This is a genomic window from Paraburkholderia dilworthii, assembly GCF_000472525.1.
GTDB lineage: Bacteria > Pseudomonadota > Gammaproteobacteria > Burkholderiales > Burkholderiaceae > Paraburkholderia > Paraburkholderia dilworthii.
On record NZ_AWZT01000027.1, the window covers coordinates 34,896 to 54,113 of the forward strand.

16 protein-coding genes are annotated in these 19,218 nt (G+C 62.3%); 4 read left to right on the plus strand and 12 right to left on the minus strand.

What is annotated here, in order from left to right:
* Nucleotides 1–2: 2 nt before the first annotated feature.
* From F759_RS0121845 to coxB, 3 genes are read right to left on the minus strand one after another with little or no spacing between them, the layout of a single operon-like run.
* Entirely contained in the window at nucleotides 3–479 is a 477-nt protein-coding gene (locus F759_RS0121845; protein WP_027801744.1) for a hypothetical protein, read from the minus strand.
* Entirely contained in the window at nucleotides 479–3,079 is a 2,601-nt protein-coding gene (ctaD, locus tag F759_RS0121850; RefSeq protein WP_051377399.1) for a cytochrome c oxidase subunit I, read from the minus strand. Before ctaD ends, F759_RS0121845 begins: the two co-directional genes overlap by 1 nt.
* Before the next feature lie 10 nt (nucleotides 3,080–3,089).
* Nucleotides 3,090–4,202, minus strand: coding sequence for a cytochrome c oxidase subunit II (gene coxB / locus F759_RS0121855; protein ID WP_407668546.1), 1,113 nt, complete (start codon nucleotides 4,200–4,202; stop codon nucleotides 3,090–3,092).
* A gap of 260 nt (nucleotides 4,203–4,462) precedes the next feature.
* On the opposite strand from coxB, the gene F759_RS0121865 reads away from it, so the two are divergent.
* Both F759_RS0121865 and F759_RS0121870 read left to right on the plus strand, forming a co-directional pair.
* Nucleotides 4,463–4,738, plus strand: a complete 276-nt coding sequence (locus F759_RS0121865; protein ID WP_027801747.1) for a hypothetical protein — start codon at nucleotides 4,463–4,465, stop codon at nucleotides 4,736–4,738.
* Between the two features lie 124 nt (nucleotides 4,739–4,862).
* Complete coding sequence (locus F759_RS0121870; RefSeq protein ID WP_027801748.1) at nucleotides 4,863–5,933, plus strand: SDR family oxidoreductase; 1,071 nt, start codon at nucleotides 4,863–4,865, stop codon at nucleotides 5,931–5,933.
* Nucleotides 5,934–6,125: 192 nt separating this feature from the next.
* Here the strand turns inward: F759_RS0121870 and F759_RS0121875 are convergent, their stop codons facing one another.
* From F759_RS0121875 to F759_RS0121895, 5 genes are all read right to left on the minus strand, one after another.
* Nucleotides 6,126–6,968 (minus strand): GntR family transcriptional regulator, encoded by an 843-nt coding sequence (locus tag F759_RS0121875; RefSeq protein ID WP_084534315.1) that lies wholly within the window; start codon nucleotides 6,966–6,968, stop codon nucleotides 6,126–6,128.
* Nucleotides 6,969–7,094: 126 nt separating this feature from the next.
* On the minus strand, nucleotides 7,095–8,057 hold the full coding sequence (locus F759_RS0121880) for an ABC transporter permease (RefSeq protein ID WP_027801750.1): 963 nt from the start codon (nucleotides 8,055–8,057) through the stop codon (nucleotides 7,095–7,097).
* Nucleotides 8,054–9,022, minus strand: coding sequence for an ABC transporter permease (locus F759_RS0121885; protein WP_051377401.1), 969 nt, complete (start codon nucleotides 9,020–9,022; stop codon nucleotides 8,054–8,056). Before F759_RS0121885 ends, F759_RS0121880 begins: the two co-directional genes overlap by 4 nt.
* The gene (locus F759_RS0121890) at nucleotides 9,019–10,515 is read right to left on the minus strand and encodes an ATP-binding cassette domain-containing protein (RefSeq protein ID WP_051377402.1); all 1,497 of its coding nucleotides are present in this window, start codon (nucleotides 10,513–10,515) and stop codon (nucleotides 9,019–9,021) included. Before F759_RS0121890 ends, F759_RS0121885 begins: the two co-directional genes overlap by 4 nt.
* A 52-nt stretch (nucleotides 10,516–10,567) precedes the next feature.
* Nucleotides 10,568–11,602 carry an ABC transporter substrate-binding protein gene (locus F759_RS0121895; RefSeq protein ID WP_244438879.1) on the minus strand — a complete coding sequence of 345 codons (1,035 nt, stop codon included), beginning with the start codon at nucleotides 11,600–11,602 and terminating at the stop codon, nucleotides 10,568–10,570.
* 186 nt (nucleotides 11,603–11,788) lie between these two features.
* On the opposite strand from F759_RS0121895, the gene F759_RS0121900 reads away from it, so the two are divergent.
* The gene (locus F759_RS0121900) at nucleotides 11,789–12,907 is read left to right on the plus strand and encodes a lactonase family protein (protein ID WP_027801754.1); all 1,119 of its coding nucleotides are present in this window, start codon (nucleotides 11,789–11,791) and stop codon (nucleotides 12,905–12,907) included.
* A gap of 31 nt (nucleotides 12,908–12,938) precedes the next feature.
* Here F759_RS0121900 and F759_RS0121905 read toward each other — a convergent pair whose 3' ends face one another.
* The 3 genes from F759_RS0121905 to manD all read right to left on the minus strand — a co-directional run bounded on the left by F759_RS0121905 (nucleotide 12,939) and on the right by manD (nucleotide 16,614).
* Nucleotides 12,939–14,249, minus strand: coding sequence for an MFS transporter (locus F759_RS0121905; protein WP_027801755.1), 1,311 nt, complete (start codon nucleotides 14,247–14,249; stop codon nucleotides 12,939–12,941).
* 78 nt (nucleotides 14,250–14,327) lie between these two features.
* Nucleotides 14,328–15,365, minus strand: coding sequence for an L-idonate 5-dehydrogenase (locus F759_RS0121910; RefSeq protein ID WP_027801756.1), 1,038 nt, complete (start codon nucleotides 15,363–15,365; stop codon nucleotides 14,328–14,330).
* A 40-nt stretch (nucleotides 15,366–15,405) separates the two neighbouring features.
* Nucleotides 15,406–16,614: a D-mannonate dehydratase ManD gene (gene manD / locus F759_RS0121915; RefSeq protein ID WP_027801757.1), complete on the minus strand. Its 1,209-nt coding sequence runs from the start codon at nucleotides 16,612–16,614 to the stop codon at nucleotides 15,406–15,408.
* A gap of 117 nt (nucleotides 16,615–16,731) precedes the next feature.
* Here manD and F759_RS0121920 point away from each other — a divergent pair, with 117 nt between their 5' ends.
* On the plus strand, nucleotides 16,732–18,213 hold the full coding sequence (locus F759_RS0121920; protein WP_027801758.1) for a mannitol dehydrogenase family protein: 1,482 nt from the start codon (nucleotides 16,732–16,734) through the stop codon (nucleotides 18,211–18,213).
* Between the two features lie 181 nt (nucleotides 18,214–18,394).
* Here the strand turns inward: F759_RS0121920 and F759_RS0121925 are convergent, their stop codons facing one another.
* The gene (locus tag F759_RS0121925) at nucleotides 18,395–19,156 is read right to left on the minus strand and encodes an enoyl-CoA hydratase-related protein (protein WP_027801759.1); all 762 of its coding nucleotides are present in this window, start codon (nucleotides 19,154–19,156) and stop codon (nucleotides 18,395–18,397) included.
* Between the last annotated feature and the right edge of the window lie 62 nt (nucleotides 19,157–19,218).

Here is a 19,218-nt window from a genome sequence, read left to right on the forward strand (position 1 = left end):
TGTCAGTGCCATTGATTGCAGGAAGTGACAAACACTTCGGCGAGAATCGTAAACACGAGGCCGATGAGAAACCCCCAGCCGAGCAACGTACTGCATACCGCAATAAAGCGCATGCGGCCGACCTGCTCTTCGTCGCGCGAGGGTTTCTCTCGGGCTGGGCCGTTATCGCGCCCGGCTTTGATCCGTTTCTGCTTTCTTTCCAGAAAGAGCAGACCGTGCGTTGCCAGCGCGGCGCAGACGATCGAAATCAGCACGGCCGCGGCGGAAACTCCGTACAGCCACGCATGAAAATGAGTAAACAGTGGCCTCGCTCGCGGTGCCGATATTTCATTGCAACCCTGGGCCGAGATCGTTTCAGAAATCATCACCTGCAAGAGCCACGCGCCCGGAGATAGAAAGAACCCGGCACACGCGCACAAGATGAGCCGCCGCTTTTCGCCGCTCGTCAACCGCTCTTCTTTCTGCGGACGAGCTTCCATCAATGGCCCCTTAACCAGAACGGGGAGACGTACAGCGCCGAGAAGATGAAAATCCACACCACGTCGACGAAGTGCCAGTACAAGCCGCCAATTCGCATCGGTGCACTGCGGTTCTCGTCGAAATAGCCCAGAGCAATCCACACCGCCAGTACAACGAGGATAACAAGGCCGACTAACACGTGCAGCAGATGAAAGCCGGTGATCGTGAAGTAAAGCGAGCCGTACAGATGTGAGGAGATGCCATACGGGTGATCGCGCCATTCCTTCATCTGAATACCGACGAAGACACAGCCGAGCACGATCGCGATCAGCATCCAGGCAAACGCCTTCCACTGGCGGTTCTTTCTGAGAGTCCGCTCCGAAAGCCACGCAAATACGCTACTCAAAATGAGAACGCCGGTACTGAGACCACCGATGCCGATTTTCGGCATGCCTTCCGGCGGCCACGCCAGCGTGGTTTGCGATTGCGAGTAGAAGTAGCAGAAGATCAGATAGCCGAACAAGCTCGCCTCGGTCAGTACGAGCGCGAGTACGCCCCACCATCCGCCCGAATGCTCGCCCGCACTGCCAACGGGCAGCAGATCGTCGTTTTCCCGGGCGCGCGCAGGCGCCGTTTGCTTCGGCGTCGGCGGCTCGCGTTGCGCGAGCGAGCGCCGCGGCCAAAGCCACGCAATCAGCGTGGCGCCGCATGCAACGAGTGCCGCGACGGTAAGAGACGGCGAATGCAGCAGCATCGCAAAGAACACGATGGCGGCGAAGAGGCCGAGAAAGAACGGCGACCACGCGTCTTCTGGCATCTTCAAAATTACATCGGCTTTGCCGCTCAACGGATTCACGCCGAGCGCCTCGCGTCCCTGATGCAGCAAATACCCCGATTCAAGGCTCGAACGACGCCCGGACGGTTGCAGACGGTCCTCCCACATCGGATGCCGCGACTCGATAACCGGCAGCACCGCAAAGTTATACGGCGGCGGCGGCGATGCCGTGGACCATTCGAGGCCGGGCGCATCCCACGGGTTGGGCGGCGCCTTACGTCCGCGCCTTGCCGAAACCAGTGCGTTGATCGCAAACAGCAGCACGCCGATGCCGAGCACGAACGAGCCGATCGTCGTGATCAGATTCGACGTGTCCCATCCCATGCCGTCCGGATACGTATATACGCGCCGCGGCATGCCGAGCAGGCCGGAGATGTGCATTGGGAAAAAGCCTGCGTTGAAGCCGACGAACACGATCCAGAAGGCGAGCTTGCCTACTCGTTCGTTCATCAGGCGCCCGGTGAACTTGGGAAACCAGTAAGTGATGCCGCCCAGCACCGGGAATACGTTGATGCCGAGCAGCACATAGTGCAAATGCGCGACCACGAAATAGGTTTCGTTGAGCTGCCAGTCGAGCGGCACGGCAGCGGTCATCACGCCCGATACGCCGCCCACCACGAACATCAGCACGAAGCTTGCAAAGTACAGAAAAGGGACCGTGAATACCGGGCGTCCCGTCCAGATGGTCGCTATCCACGCGAATACGGCGACCGCGCTCGGAATCGAGATCAACATGCTCGCCGCGCCGAAGAATGCCAGCGCAAGCGGCGCTATGCCGGTCGCGAACATATGATGGATCCACACCTCGAATCCGATGATCATGGTCACGACCGTGGACATCGCGACTGCCGCGTAGGCCACGAGCGGACGCCTGCAAAAAGTGGGGAGCGCATCGGAGACGATGCCCATTGCCGGGAGCACGACAACGTACACCCAGGGATGCGCGAACATCCAGAACAGGTGCTGCCAGAGCAGCGGCCGACCGTCGCTTGCGACGTCGAAGAAATGCGTGCCAATGTTGCGGTCCATCCACAGCAGCAGGAACGCGAGGCTGACAGCCGGAACCGCGAGCAGGTTGGCGAAAGAGATGGTCAGCGTGCCCCACACGATGATCGGCAGCCGGTCCACCGACATGCCGACGGCGCGCATGCGAAACAGCGTCACGACGAAGTTCACCGCGCCCACCGTGGTTGAAATGCCGAGCAGCACCATACCCAGTGAATAGACGTCGATGTTGGGCCCCCGGTTATATTCGAGCGATGCAAACGGCACATAATTGAACCAGCCCGCATTGGGCGCCTCGCCTAACGGAAAACTGCTATAGAGAAAGAGTCCGGCGAATAGAAAGACCCAGTAAGACAGCGCATTCAGACGCGGGAACGCCATGTCGCGTGAGCCGAGCATCAGCGGCCACAGGAAGTTGGCAAAACCGCTCAACACCGGCAGCGCATACAGAAAGATCATGGTTATGCCATGCATGGTGAAGAGCTGCGCGTACTGCTCGGGCGAGAGCAGCGTCTCGTTTGGCCGGGCAAGCTGCATGCGCATCACGAGCGCCTCGGCGCCTCCCATCAACAGGAAGACAAAGGCTGTCACGATGTAGCGCAGCCCTATCTTCTTGTGATCGACTGTCGTGAGAAAGCCGCGCCAGCCAGAGGCTCCTTCCCATATCTCGCAGAGGCGCTTCTCTGCCTCCGAGCCTTGCGGAACACTGCCAAATTCGGGCGTTCGTCGGAACGCGATCCGGCCTGATTGCCCAATGCGTCGATCACCGGTCGCGGACATCGTCTTTTCCTTATCTGAGAGTAGCGAGATAGGCGGACAGATCGCGCGCCTCCGCCGACGAGAGCTTCATGTCGGGCATCAGCGTGCCGGGCTTGATCTCCTGCACATGCTCGATCCAGTCCATCAGGTTCTCCGGCGTGTTGACCAGCGTGCCCGCCGCGAGAAGTCTGCGCGACAGGACATGCGTGAGGTCCGGCGCCTGCACGCCCGCAGCCTTGCTGCCGCGCACCGTATGACAACCCGCGCAGCGCTCCTCGAAGAGCTTGCTGCCGCGCGCCGCCTGAGCCGTCGCCGGCACGGGGGCCGTGCGCTGCTGCGCGGCGCGCCAGCGTTCATACTCCGCTTGCGGTTGAGCGTAGACTTCGAACGCCATATGCGCATGCTGCACGCCGCAGTACTGCGTACACTGACCGCGGTAAATGCCAGGCTTGTCCGCCTGTATCCACTGACGGTTGACGATGCCCGGGATGGTTTGCGTCTTTCCCGAGAGCTCTGGAACCCAGAACGCGTGGATGACGTCGGCGCTTTTCAGCATCACGAGCACCGGCACGCCTGTCGGAATGTGCATCTCGTTTGCCGTGGTGAAGTGCTGATCGCCCTCGCCGTAGTCCACCTTCCACCACCAGTCGTAGGCCGTGACCGTGACGGTAAGCGCCGGCTCGCGCGGCGGGTCGGCCACCTGCGCAAGCACTATCAGCATGTACACCGCAATACCGAGTAGCGCGACCGTAGATATCGCCCCGCCGACGTACACGAAACGGGTCCCGCCGCCCGCCGTAAGCGCGCGGGGATCCTGACGCTTACGGCGACGAAAGAGTGCAATGCCGAGCATCACTGCGATGACGATGCAGACAACGCTGCAGATGGCCGCCAATGCCCAGTCCAGCTGCAACACCGGTTGTGCCGCAGGGCCGGCGCCGTGCAGAAAATACGCGAGCGGTGTGGGTTTGTCCGCGCTCGGTCCGGTCGAGTTCGCGACAGCCGCCTCGGCCCAGGCGTACGGCACACGTGACGCAAGTACGACAGTCAGCGCCGCGCGGCCAAGCTGCGGAAAAAGTCGGCGTGCGCGAATCACATGTTCTCCTTCTGGCGTTGCCGGATGTACACCGACGAGCATCCGCATGGGTCGGCCGCAATCGCGCGCGTGCCGAAACCAGTGCTGCCCGACATTTCGGCTGCGTAAACGCAGGCGAAAGCAAAACGTCGGGGAACGCAATGCGGATCGTAATTTGCCACGGCGAGTGCGCATACACTGGCTTTTGCTCACTGCGGCGTCGAATGCGGTAGGACGAAGACAGCGGCTACGCGCCGCGGCCCTTGCGAGCCGTACCGCGACTCGAAGGAAGCAACCCACGTTCCAACCCGCGATTCGACGGACGCGATATGCTTGCGATAAATCATTTCCTGCGATCTACCGTCGTGCTGCTTGCGCAGGCGCTGATGCTCGACACAAGAGGCGGGCTCGGCTGGCTCGATATGCTCCAAGTGATTGGCGATAGCTTCGCGGCCTCGCCGCTCGTCAATTGCGAACTCGAAGCGCTGCGCTTTCGCCGCGCCGATATCGAAGCGGCAGTATCGAAGCGGCAGTCAAGGCAGCAATGCAGGCGCGTTACTACAATCCGCGACCACCGCGGTATGGCGCGGTACATCGCTTGCTGAACTATGTTTTCGACGGCATACGGCCTGATGGCCTCGCGTTCGAAGCCATATAACCGCTCGCCTGGGCGGACCGGCATCGCAGATTCATTGTGCAAACACAGCTACTTCTCAACTTTCAATCCACATGGAAAAACGGGCACTCATCATTGGCGCGACGGGCATCGTCGGCGGCAATCTCGCGCAGCATCTGCTTGCATGCGGCGACTGGGGCGTGACGGGTCTCTCGCGCGGCCGCACCGCAGCGCATAGCGGGATCGACTCCATCACGGCCGACCTCACTTCGGCCGACTCCGTCACGCAGGCGCTGCAAGGGCAGCGCTTTACCCACGTCTTTTTCACCGCGTGGTCACGACAGGCGACCGAGCGCGAAAACATCAAAGTGAACGGCGCAATGGTCCGTCACGTGCTCGACGCGCTTGGACCTGCCGGCACGCTGGAACATGCCGCGCTGGTCACCGGACTGAAGCACTACCTCGGTCCGTTCGAAGCGTATGCGCAAGGCAGCGTACCGCTCACGCCGTTTCGTGAGGAACAGGGCCGGCAACCCGTCGATAATTTTTACTACGAGCAGGAAGACCGCCTGTTCGACGCAGCCCGTCAATATGATTTCGGCTGGAGCGTGCATCGGCCGCATACGATCATCGGCTTCGCGCTCGGCAACGCGATGAACATGGGAGTCACGCTCGCTGTCTATGCGACGCTATGCAAGGAAACGGGGCAGCCATTCGTGTTTCCTGGCTCCAGTGCGCAATGGAACGGTCTCACGGATATGACGGATGCGCAGCTCCTCGCGAGGCATCTGGAATGGGCAGCCACGTCGCCGAATGCGCGCAACGAGGACTTTAACGTCGTCAATGGCGACGTCTTCCGTTGGAAATGGATGTGGACGCAGCTCGCGCAATACTTCGGCATCGACGCAGCGCCGTTCGATGGCGAGACCCGCCCGCTCGAACATCGCATGCATGATGCGGGCAAGCAATGGTCCGCAATCGCGGCGCGCTATCGGCTAGGAGAACCGGATATCGGAAGGCTCGCGTCGTGGTGGCACACGGACGCCGACCTCGGACGTCCGATGGAAGTGCTGACCGACATGAGCAAGAGCCGCAAGGCAGGCTTTCTCGATTATCAGAGCACGTCTGATGCGTTCTTTGCGTTGTTCGACCGCCTGAAAGCGGAGCGGATCATTCCTGCATGAGAACGGCGTCTTCGAGGGCGACGGCTGATCAATCCAATCGTCGCTTTCGAGCACATCAGCTTCAGATCGCCTGCGAGCCAACAAACGTTCACTCGTGCAAATCGTCGTGGCTACGGTTAGCCGCAACGACGGCCGAGTCGTGTACCAAGCGAACGAAACTTGCGAGCGCGACCGGGTGAGCGTCACCGCACGTCAATCCGCCAAAGGCACCGTCTCACGCTCATCCGCCTCGAACCAGGCGGGATTGCGCGCCGCGATGGGTCCGAAGGTGACCAGAATCTCACGTAGATGTGCCCGCATCGCGGCTTCCGCAGCATCCGGGTCGTGCGCGCGCAAGGCGGCGAGGATTTTCGCATGCTGCTTGATAAGATGATCTAGCGGAGAGTCGTCCGGAAGACTCAGATAGCGCACGCGATCCATCTGCGCCTTGATGTCCTGAATCGCATCCCACGCAGCGCCGCAGTCGATCGTCTGCGCGATCGTCGAATGGAATGCCTCGTCCAGCGCGAGAAACGCGGCCGTGTCGTTCGCTTTGGCCGCAATGCGTTGATCTCGCAGATTGTCCGTCAGTTGCCTGATCTGTTCGTCGGTAATGTGTTGCGCCGCCTTGCGCGCGACGGCCGTTTCGATCGCCTCCCGGATGAAGCGGCCTTCGCGCACACGGCGCGGCGAGATGCGTTTCACAAACGTGCCGCGCTGCGGGAGCACCTGAAGCACGCCCGCCTCCACGAGCTTGATGAATGCCTCGCGCACAGGCTGACGTGAGACGTGAAACATGTCGGAGACTTCTTTCTCCGACAGCGGAGTACCGGGCACCATCTGACCCGCGAAGATGGCCTGACGCAGCGCGCGATGAATCTGCCGTGTGATGGGCTCAGACGAATCCATTGACACCTGGGAGCGCAAGTCGGGCAGAGTCGCCCCTTCCGATTCGATTGCACCAAGACGACGGCGCGCGCGTTTTCGCGCCGGGCTCGCGAGTTCGGCACTGCCGGCGTTGATCGAAATAGCGTCGTCGGATTTTGATGCTTTCATGGCGATGGTGCGGTCAGGTAAGTAGTGAGACGCAGGCTTCGGGAACGCAGTGCGCCTGCCATACTGCCATCCTACTATGTTTCATTATCGAGCCGGACTCTCCGAAGATCCGATACCCCGTGCGGACTACCGGCGCGCGGCGGGTGCGCCGCCGGCAATCGTCGTCACTGCGATGATCAGTCCTCCGTACACGACCGCTCGCAGCCCCGCTCCCGCGCCGCTTGCGTTCAGCAGCGCGTTGATGAGAAACAGGAAACATGCCGCGCCCCATACGCCTGTCGGGCTCGCGCGCCCCCCGGATACCTGCGTTCCGCCGATCACCACGACGGCCACCGACAGCAACATGTAGTCTGCGCCCATATCGAGCGTCGCGCCGCCGGCGAACGCGGCCAGCAGTAACGCCGCCAGCGCGACCAGCACCGAGCAGCTTACGTAGGTCGCGCATCGAACGCGCTCGACGCGCACCCCGGCAAGATTCGCCGCTTGCGCGTTCTGGCCGACGGCGGAGAGGCTGCGCCCCGCCACGAGGCGAAACAGCACGACTGCCACCAACATCGTCGCCGCCAGTGCGACGAAGGCGAGACTGGACACGCCCGCGATGCGGCTAAGCGCGAAGTTCTCAAGCATCGGCGGCGGCGCCGCGCTGCCGCGCCCCAGGCTGATCGCAATCGATTGCAGAACGAAGCTCGATGACAGCGTCGCGATGATCGGCGGAATCCGCAGCAGCCGGATCAGCGCGTAGTTGAACAGTCCGATACCGATGCCCACGCCGATCGCCACCGCGACGCCCACCAGCAACGCGCCGTCGTGCGCGCTCATCACACGCATCGCAACGCCGCCGCAGAGCGCAATCGTCGCCGGAATCGACAGGTCGATGTTGCCCGGGCCGCTCGTCACGACGAGCATCTGCCCGAGTCCGACCAGCACGGTAAATACGACGAATGCCGATGCGGCCGACAGCATGTTGCCAGCCGTGAACGCCCCGAACGCGATCATTGCGGCGATGCCGACAATCACTGCGCCGGCTACCGACCAGAGCCACGGCAGTTCACGCGTGCGGGCGATAAAACCGTTGTCGATGGCTTTCACTGACGACCTCCCCGTTTGCGAAACACGAGCCGCAGCGATAGCACGACGATCAGAATCAGCCCCTGCAAACCGATCTGCCATTCGGGCGCAATCTGCAAAAAGGACAGGAACGACGACGCCAGCGTCAGCGTGACTGCACCGAGCACCGCGCCGAGCGCGGACACGCGGCCGCCGACAAACTCGCCGCCGCCAAGGATCACGCCCGCCACGGACAGGAGCGTGTAGCGCAACGCAATGTTCGCGTCCGCCGATGTCGTGAGTCCGAGCAGCGCGAGTCCGGAGCACACGCCGAACAGCCCCGCGCAGCCGAACAGCAGCGCCTTGGCCCGGACGATCGACCATCCGAAGCGCCGCATCGCGTGCGCATTGCCGCCGACGCCGCGCAGCGCCACACCTGCTGACGAGCGCATCAGAAGCAGATGTGCTGCGAGCGCAATGCCCGCGGTCCACACGAGTGGCGTGGGAATGACCGGCGACTGGAAACCCATCAGCGTCGACAGCCATTCCGGGCTCGTGCCGCCGGGCGAAGGCAAAAGAAGCACCGAGAGTCCGTTCCAGACGAACGACAGCCCGAGCGTGACGACCACCGACGAAATGCGCCGCCATTCGATCAGCGCGCCGACCAGCGCATAGAGCACGACACATCCCGCGAGCGCGAGACAGCCTAGCCACGGCGTCTTGACCAGCAGCGTCGCACCGATACACGCGACCAGACTCACAAATGAGCCAATCGACAGATCGAGTTCGTTCGCGGTTATCACGGCAAGCTGCGAAAGCGTCGCGAACACGATCGGGACGCCCAGGTTCAGCAGCATCACCATGCCGAAGTAACTGAACGTATTCGGCTGGATGATCACCATCGGCACGAGTACCGCCAGCAGCGACACCACCGGCAGCGCGGCGCGCAGGTCCGCGCTGCGTTTTGTCCGCGTCGAAGCCGCGTGTGCGGCCGTCGTCGTATTCATGCGGGCACCTCGTCGAAACTCGCGGCCAGCAATGCATCTTCCGTGCATCCGCTGGCGTCGAGCACGCGGGTCACCTGGCCCGCGCGAAAAACATAGATCTTGTCGCAGTAGGCGAACTCGTCGTTCTCGGTGGTGTACCAGACGAATGTGCGGCCCTTCGCGGCTTCGGCCTGCAAAAGCGTGTAGATCTCGAGCTTCGTGCCGATATCGACGCCGCGCATCGGATCGTCCATCAGCACGAGTTCTGCGTCGGATGCGAGGGCGCGCGCGAACAGCACCTTTTGCTGATTGCCGCCGGACAGCGCGAGAATCGGAGCGGACGCAGCGGCCCCGCGAATGTTGATGCGCGCCTTCCAGGTGTCGAACAATGCACGCAAGCCTTCGCGGTCGATCCATGCCCGGCTCTTGCCGTCATACAGCGCGCGGATATCGAAGTTTTCCGCGATGCTCCAGTCGGCGAATACGCCATCGGCTCGACGGTCGCCGGCCACGAATGCGACAGTCTGATGCGAGCCGCGCTTGCGGGCGTGCGCGTAAATCGCGAGCAGCGCGTCGGTCTGGCCCTGCCCTGCAAGGCCCGCAAAACCGACGATGCTGCCGCGCGCCGCCTCGATCCTCGTGCGTCCGCGTGGCCCGATTGCCCAACTGAACGCGGAATCGGCCGCGCTCGTTTTCGCCTCCCGCTGCGGCGATGGCTCTGCCGCTTCGGTAAACTGCCCCATCGCGCGAATGATCTGCTCCTTCTCGAGATTCGGTGCCGGCAGTGTCGAGACGATCTTGCCGTCGCGCATCACCATGACGCGATCGGCGCTTCGCAGCATCTCTTCGAGCATGTGCGTGATCAGAATGCAACTGATGCCGTTGGCCGCACACGCGCGAATATGCGCGAGAAGTTGTTGCGCGGTGTAGCGGTCGAGACTCGACGTCGGTTCATCGAGAATGACGAGCCGCACGGGCGCGTCCACGCGCGCGAAAGCACGCGCGATTTCCACCATCTGCTGCTGAGCCAGCGACAGGTCGCCAACAACGTCCGTGCCGCGCAAGCCGTGGCCCGGAAAAATCATGTCGAGCTCTGCCTCGATGGTCTGCCGCGCCCGCCTGCGCCACCCGAAGCCGCGCAGTTGCGGATGCGCCGCGCGCATGTTCTCCTCGATGGTCAGATTCGGACACAGCGACAACTCCTGGAACACGCAGCGAATGCCGAGCGAGCGCGCGATCGGGGCATCGAAACCGTCAGCGTAACGGTCACCGTCGATTTCAATTGCGCCCTCGCTCGCGCGTCGGGCGCCTGACAATACCGACATCAATGTCGATTTGCCGGCGCCGTTATGCCCGGCAATGGCGACGCACTCGCCCGCCGCAAAATCGAAGTCAGCGCCCTGCAATGCGCGCACCGCGCCAAACGACACAGCTAGTCCGCGAATGGATAACAGCGTCGGGAGTTTCGTATGAGCGTGCGGCTCGTCGAGCGTAACGCTTCCGGAATGATTCATCCGACTTGCCTCAGAAGGATCGAAAAAGCGGCTCACGCAGAGCCGCGTGCGCTTACTTCTTCGCGCCCTGCACCATGTCGACTACCTGTTCCCGCGAGAACACATTGCTTGCAACGGTGCCGGGCGCCGTCTTCGGCAAGACAGTCGGAAGCGATTCCGGCGTGACCGTGAGCGTCGGCAGCGACATATCATGCGGCAGCTTGTTGCCGGCAAGTATCTGCTGCGCGGCCCAGAACGCGAAAGTCGACGAGCCGGGGTCGGCGGCAATCGACATCGTTTTGTAGGTGCCCACGCCCTGCTGCTGCCACCACGCGAGTTCTTCCTGGCGATTGCCGAGGATGATCGTCGGTATCTTGCGGCCGCCCGCGCGGAACGCCTGCGCGACGCCGTAACCGTCGCCGCCTTGCGTGACGACGCCGTCGATCTGGGGCAGCGAAGGCAGAATGCCCGCCACTTCCTTCTGCGCGACCGTCTGCGTCCACTGGCCGTACACCGAGCCGACGATCTTCATGCCCGGATATTTTTTCATCTCGTCGACAATGCCCTGATGAATCTGATCGTCCACCGACACACCGGCAAGCCCGCGAACTTCGAGCAGGTTGCCTTTGCCGTTCAACTGCTTTGCAAGAAAGTCCACCTGTTGCGCGCCCATCTTGTGGAAGTCCGCCGCAATGCGATACGCGCACGGTTCCGTCACGATGCCGTCGAATGACACGACGACCACACCCGCCGCGCACGCCTGCTTGACCGAGCCGTTGAGCGCCGTCGGCGACGCGGCGTTGATGACGATTGCCTTGTAGCCCTGAAGCACGAGATTCTGGATTTGCTGCGCCTGCTCGGTCGCCTGGTTCTCGGCGGTCGTGTATGCGGGCGCATCGGCGATGAGCCCAGCCTTCCTCGCCTGCGTGGCCACTTCGGCCCAGCTCTTCAGCTGTTGCTGGCGGAACGTGTTGCCCGCGTAGCTGTTGGACAACGCGATCTTGTCCCTGGATGTATCGCCCGTCGCTACGGCAGCGGAGGCCGCAACGCTAAGCGCGGCCAGCGTGAAGGTGGCGAATCTTGCAACGCGAATGGAACTGGATGGCACGGTTGTCTCCTTGATGATCTGAATGAACGGTGGCGACTGGCTGTCGCGCGGACCGTCTTGTCGCGGCCCGTTGGTGATGCAATCATAGGTTCCAACCTACTACCATACAAGTAGGTAGTTTTCCGGAATCCATACGCGCCCGGCACGAGTAACCTTCGTTTTATTCAGAGCACGTAAGGAGACCCGATGAAACAACGCAAGGAATCGCTGGTATTCGTAGGCAGCCTGAATCGCGGCGTGCCGCATTTTGGAGCAGCAAACGGGCGTGGCATGACGACCCTTTCGCTCAATGAATCGACCGGTAAGCTGCGGCACCTCGCCGAGTTCCGCGACGTGGACAATCCGACCTATCTCGCGATACAGCCGTCGCGCGCAATGCTCTTTGCGACGAGCGAACTTTTCGGCCAAACAGAAGGCTCGATTGCAGCGTACGCGTATGACGACAATGCCGGCTCGCTCACACGCGTAGGCGAAACTCATTCGACGCGCGGCAGCCTGAGCGCCCACTGCTCGACCGATCGTGACGGACGTTATGTGTTCGTCGCCAATTACGCGCATGAGACACGAGACGAACTGCCCGGCCGCCATGTCGTCGCGTATGCGATCCAGGCCGACGGGGGGCTGTCGCCGGCTGTCAGCGAGCATGCGCACCGTGGCGCCGGGCCGCGTGCCGACCGGCAAGGCGTGCCGCACGTGCATTGCGTCGTGGCGTCGCCGGACAACCGTTTCGCGTGCGTGACCGATCTCGGCACGGACACGCTTTCAACGTATCGCATCGACCCGGACGGGCACGGCTTGCTGCCACCGGAGATCGAGCCGCTGCATCTTGCGCCCGGCAGCGGACCTCGCCATCTCGTGTTTCATCCATCGCTCGATTGCCTGTATGTCGTGAACGAACTGGGCAATACGCTTTGCCATCTCCGCTACGAGCGTGCGAGCGGCGCGCTGACGTTGCAGCAGACAATCGACGGATTGCCCGCCGACAGCCCCGCAAGTCATGCCGCCGACCTCGCAATTTCAAACGACGGCCGCTTTCTCTATGCATCGTTCAGAGGCGCGGATTGCATCGGCGTCTATGCGCTTGCGAGCGACGGCGCGATCGTCGAACGTCGCGGGTTTCATCCGAGCGGCGGCAGGACGCCGCGCAGCTTCACGCTGTCGCCATCCAATCGCTTTCTGCTCGCGGCCAATCAGGACAGCGACATCCTCGTCGTATGGCGGCGCGATGAAGCAAGCGGCTGCATCGTGGGAAAGGCCGACGAGATGAGGATCGGCACACCGATGTGCGTGAAAGTCATCGAATAGAAGCCGGCGTCTATAAATCAGCGTCCATAAATCAGCGCGTGACGGCGCCGTTGCGCGTTTGCGTTTCGCGGGTCGCAGCATGCCTCGGCTCGCGGATCCACACGAACGCGCACAGCGCGCCGAGCACCGCAATAGCGCCTGCGAGCACGAATGCCGCGCCGTAAGCGCCATGTGTCGCCTCGACAATGAAGCCCGTCACCGCCGGCCCGATCACTCCTGCAAGATTCGCAAGCAGATGCACGAATCCGCCGACGCCACCCACGTTCTCGCGGCGCACGGTGTCCTGAATCACCGCCCAGTACACGGAGCCAGTAACATAGAGGAAGAAGATCGACACGGACATCAACGCGATGGCGCCTTGCGTCGTCTGCACACGTCCAGCAAAGCCGACGCACACCGCCGCCATGCCCAGACAGATGGATAGCACGAGCCGGCGCGACATCAAGGGCTTACCGGTGATGCGCAGGATCGCGTCGGTGATGAACCCGCCTCCTGCAAGCCCGATGCTGCCGAGCAACCACGGAATCACGGTCGCGATGCTCATGTCGTGTAGCGACATGTGATGCGCTTCGGTCAGATACGTCGGAAACCACGACAGGAAAAAGAACAGCACGTAGTTGTATGCGAAAAACGCGAACGCCGTCGCGAGAATGATCGGCTGGCGCAGATAAAAGCCGAGACCCGCCTTGTCACTCTGCGCGCTGTGTTCCATCGATGCTTGCGTCTGCTGTCCTGCGACGATCAGCGCAAGTTCGTTCTTCGTCACGCGGCTGTTCTGCTGCGGATGCTCGGTTGTGGTGAGCGTCCACAGCACGAGCCACGCAAAACCGATGATCATGATGACTACAAACGCCCAGCGCCAACCGAACTGAATCGCCATGTAGCCGACGACCGGTCCCGCCAGCGCGCCGCCAAGCGGCGTACCGGAACTGATGACGCCGATCGCGCTCGCCACTTCGCGACGCGGGAACCAGTTGTTGACCATCTTGCTGTTCGATGAACTGAACGGTCCTTCGCCCATGCCGAACAGCACGCGCAACACGATCAGCGAGACAAGGCTGCTCGCAAGCGCGGTCGCGCCGCAGAACAGCGACCAGATACCCATCGCGCCGCCGAACACTTTCTTCGCGCCGATCTTGTCGGACAGCACGCCGCCCACGAAATTGAATAGTGCATAGCCGATGAAGAAGCTGCTGAACACGACGCCCATCTGCGCGTGCGAAAAGTGCAGATCCTTCTGGATCAGCGGCGCGGCGATCGAGAGTGCTGCGCGGTCGAGGTAGTTCACGACGCCCGCGAGAAACAGCAGGCTCACGACGAACCATCGTTGGCTTTTGATCATGAGTGTCTCCGATAGGCCGCGTGTTGTTTTGGTGCTTCGATGGCGGCTCGATTGATTCCTGAACGGCAAAGCGCCGTATCAGTCGAAATGGATATGGACTTTCATCGACTGGTTGCGGTCGAGTGCGACTTCGAACGCTCGATTTGCGTCTTCGAGTGCGAACGAATGCGTCATCAACGGCGTCAGATCGATGCGTCGCGACGCGAGCATTTCCGCGGCGATCGCGTACTCGTCGGTGAAGCGGAACGAGCCTTGATAGCGCAACTCTTTGGCCATCACCAGATTCGCGGCCACCGGCGACTGTCCGGCCGGCAGATTGCCAAGCTGGATCACCGTGCCGCCCGCGCGTGCCGCGCGCAACGCGGTATCGAGACCCGCAGGACTGCCCGATGCCTCGATCACCACATCGAAAGTGCCGCGTTCGCGCGACCATTCGTCGATCTTCGTCTGATCGCTTGCCAGCACGGTTTCGTCGGCACCGAGCGCGACGGCCATCTCCAGCGCTTTAGGCGCGAGATCGAGCGCGACGATGCGATGCGCGCCAGCACGACGGGCCGCCGCCAGCACGATGCAGCCGATCGGCCCGCAGCCCACCAGCAGCATTTTCGCCCCGACGAGCGTGTCCGCCTGCCTCAGCGCATGCAGCGCCACCGCGAGCGGCTCTGCCATCGACGCCTGCGCGTAGTCGAGCGTATCGGGCACAGGCACGCACTGCCGTGCGGCTGCCGTCAGGTATTGGCGGAACATGCCCTGCATGTGCGGAAACGTCGATGCACTGCCCATGAAACGCATGTTCAGGCAATGATTCGGCATACCCTTCACGCAAAACCGGCACTCGCCGCAATTGAGGCCGGGATTGACGGCAACGCGCTGCCCGACGCGCAAACCCGTGACACCCTCGCCCAGCGCTGCGATCTCGCCCGCCACTTCGTGTCCGAGCACAAACGGCTCGCGCACGGCGAAGTCTCCGCTTTTACCTTTGAAGTAGTACGAGAGGTCGGACCCGCAGATACCGCCCGCGCGCACGTGGATCTGTACCTGTCCCGCCAGCGGTTGCGGCGTTTCGATTTCGTCGATCCGAAGTTTTTTTGCTTCGTGGAGAACGGCTGCAAGCATGATGAACCTTGTGTCTCTATGAGTTGATAGCGTCTTTGTGTCACCAGTTCCAGAGCGTGCCGTCTTCGAGGCGCGCGACCGGCAGATACGCGGGGTCGTACGGATACTTCGCCGCGAGCTTCTCGTCGATATCGACGCCATGTCCCGGCGCATCGCCCGGATGCATCATGCCGCGATCGAACGACCACGCATGCGGGAACACGTCGAGCGCTTCCTCGGGAAAGCCCATGTATTCCTGCACGCCGAAGTTCGGCACCCACAAATCGAAGTGCAGCGCCGCGCCCATGCAAACGGGCGACAAATCGGAAGGGCCGTGACAACCGGTGCGAACCTGATAGAGCGACGCGAAATCGGCGATGCGCCGCAAGTGAGTGATGCCGCCAGCATGCGTGAGCGTCGCGCGGATATAGTCGATCAGTTGCTCTTCAATCAGCTGCTTGCAGTCCCAGATGCTGTTGAAGACCTCGCCAACCGCTATCGGTGTAACCGTGTGCTCGCGGATCAGGCGGAAGCCGGCCTGGTTCTCGGCCGGAGTCGGATCTTCCATCCAGAACAGGCGATAGGGCTCGATAGATTTGCCGAGACGCGCCGCTTCGATCGGCGTCAGGCGGTGATGCACGTCGTGCAGCAGATGCGTGTCAAAGCCGAACTTCGCGCGCACCGCTTCGAATAGCTTCGGAACAAAATCGAGATATTTTTCCGACGACCAGCTCTGCTCTTCCACCGAGCCTTTAGTCGCGGGTTCGTACATGCCGTTGCCCTTCGAGACCCCGTACACCGAGCGCATGTTCGGCACGCCGCATTGAATGCGGATCGCCTGGTAGCCCTGCTCGATGTGCTCTTCGTAGCGCTCGAGCGCTTCGGGAATGTCACGGCCGGTCGCGTGCCCGTAGACCATCACGCCCTCACGCGATGCACCGCCGAGCAGCTTGTAAAGCGGTGTATTGGTGAGCTTGCCGAGAATGTCCCAGAGCGCCATGTCGACAGCGGCGATCGCCGACATTGTCACTGGGCCGCGCCGCCAGTACGCGCCTTTATAGAGAAACTGCCATGTATCCTCGATACGCCCGGGATCGCGTCCGATCAGAAGCGGACATACGTGGTCCTTCAGATAGGACGCAACCGCGAGTTCGCGGCCGTTGAGCGTCGCGTCGCCAATACCGTACACGCCCTCGTCGGTAACCACTTTGAGCGTGACGAAATTGCGTCCGGGACACGTCACAATGACATCAGCGCGAACGATCTTCATAGGGAATTCCTCAGATGGCCAAGCCGTCGAGACGATACTACCATACCAGTATGTTACTAAGTCACTGAGGGTTTTCCCTTCAATGACTCTTGCTGAATCCCTCTATTCGATCGACAAATGACCAGCGAATCCACCCTTTCCCGCACCCATCTCGACGCACTACGCGCCCATCTGCTTTCGCCGAAATGGCATGAGCCGGAGATTGGCATCGTCCATCTCGGCATCGGCAATTTTCATCGGGCGCATCAGGCGCTTTACACGGAAGAAGCGATGCTCGCGCGCGGCGGCGACTGGGGCATTTGCGGCGTGACGCTGCAAGGCGACGTGACGAAGCGTGACGCGCTGATGGCGCAGGACGGGCTCTATAGCGTCGTCGAGCGCGGCCCTGGCGGCGTGCGCGTGACGGTCGCGCGCGCGCTTCGCGAAGTGCTGGCAATGCCCTTCGACCGAGCGCGCCTGTTTGAGCTGCTCGCGAATCCGCGCGTGCGAATTGTGTCTCTGACCGTCACCGAGAAAGGCTATTGTAGGGACGCACAAACCGGCGATGTGGACTTCGCCAACGAAAGAGTTGTGCACGACCTTCTGCGTCTGGCCGAAGCGGCCACCGTGCCCGGCATCCTCACCGCGGCATTGAAAGCGCGCCGCGAGGCCGGCACGCCGCCCTTTACCGTGCTCTCGTGCGACAACCTCTCGCACAACGGCGCGGCGCTGAAGCAGGTGGTCCGTTCTTTCGCGGCGAAGCTCGATGCGTCACTGGCCGGGTGGATCGACGAACAGGTGGCTTTTCCGTCGACGATGGTCGATCGCATCGTGCCCGCGACAACCGACGCGGATCGCGCAGCCATACGCTCGGCGCTTGGTGTGTCGGACGAAGCGCCGGTGCCCTGTGAACCTTTCCGTCAATGGGTCATAGAGGACAGGTTTCCGGCCGGGCGGCCAGCATGGGAAGCGGTGGGCGCGCAACTGGTCGAGGACGTCGCACCGTTCGAGATCGCGAAGCTGCGCATGCTCAACGCGACACATTCGACACTCGCGTATCTGTCGATGCTCGCGGGCTTCGAAACCATCAGCGATGCCGTCAGCCACGCGCCCTTGCGCACGCTCATCCACGCGATGATGACGCGCGAGATTGCGCCGACGCTCGACGTGCCCGCCTCGTTCGATCTGCTCGCTTATCGCGATGCGCTGCTCGAACGGTACGCGAATCCGGCGCTCAAGCATCGTTGCGCACAGATCGCGATGGACGGCAGTCAGAAATTGCCGCCGCGCATTTTGTCGACGATCGGGGCGCGCCTGGGTGATGGCGAGCCGTTCGAGCGGCTCGCGCTGGCGATCGCGTCGTGGTTCGTCTTTTTGCGCGGGCGCGCTGAGAGTGGCGAGCGGTATGTGATTAGCGATCCGCTCGCGGACAGGCTGGCGCAGATCGCCACGAACGCGGACGACGCCGAACAGCTCGTCGACGCGATGCTTGGCTTCAGGGAGGTCTTCCCCGAGTCGCTTGCAGATGCGCCCGCGCTGCGCGCTGCGCTTCTACGCGCGCTACGCGCACTGGAGGGTGGCGTACGCTCTGCCATTGCAGCGTACGCGACGCTCGATTGATGATGGTCGATTGATACCATCGACTGATGACGCTCGGTTGATACATGGGTGAGGTCGCCGATAGCGGCGCCACACCACACAGATCGACGTATGGATGAACATGCGCTCCTCCACCCGACAGTTCCCAGCACAGCCTCTCTTCTGAAACGGCTGCGAACGATGCGAACAACACGTGGCGCGTCTAGCGGCCCCTGAACACCGGCGTGCGTTTCTCGACCGATGCGCGGATCGCCTCGCGCGCGTCCTCGGTGTGCATGAGCTTCGTGCTGAAGCCCTGTTCGTGCTCATAACCGGCTTCGAGCGGCATCGATTCGATATCGTTGAGCGCCTGTTTTGCGTAGCGCAAGCCAAGCGGACTCTTCGCGGCGATCCTGGCCGCGAGCGTTAGCGCGGTTGGCATCACCTCGTCCGGTTCGACGACTTCATCGACGAGACCGAGGCGGTAAGCCTCCTGCGCGCTGATCGGCTCGCCGGTGAAGTACATGCGGCGCAACGCGCCTTGCGGAATCAGGCGCCCGTGATGCGCCGCGCCGCCGCAACGTCCGACGTTGATTTCCGGCGTACCGAAGCGCGCCGCGCTCGACGCGATGCGCACGTCGCACACGGTGGCGAGCACCGAGCCCGCGCCGAGCGCCGGACCGTTGATCGCCGCGATGACCGGAATCGCGCAACGATAGACCGAGGAAAACGTGCGCCGCACGATCGCCGCGCGCGCCGGGTCTTCCTCGGGCGTCGCGCGCAGGAATTCGTCCAGATCGAGACCCGCGCAGAACGCGCGCCGGCCCGCGCCGGTGAACACCGCGCAATGCACATCCATTTCCTTGCCGAGCCCTTCGAACAGATCGGCGATCTCTGCGTAAAGCGCGAGCGTCAAAGCGTTCACGGGCGGACGGTCGAGCGTGACAATCGCGATGCCGTCGCGCTTTTCGATTTTCAATGACATGCTGTCTCCTGTTTGCGTGTCTATCTCTGTTTCCGGGTGTGAATCTGCATTCGCCTCTTCGA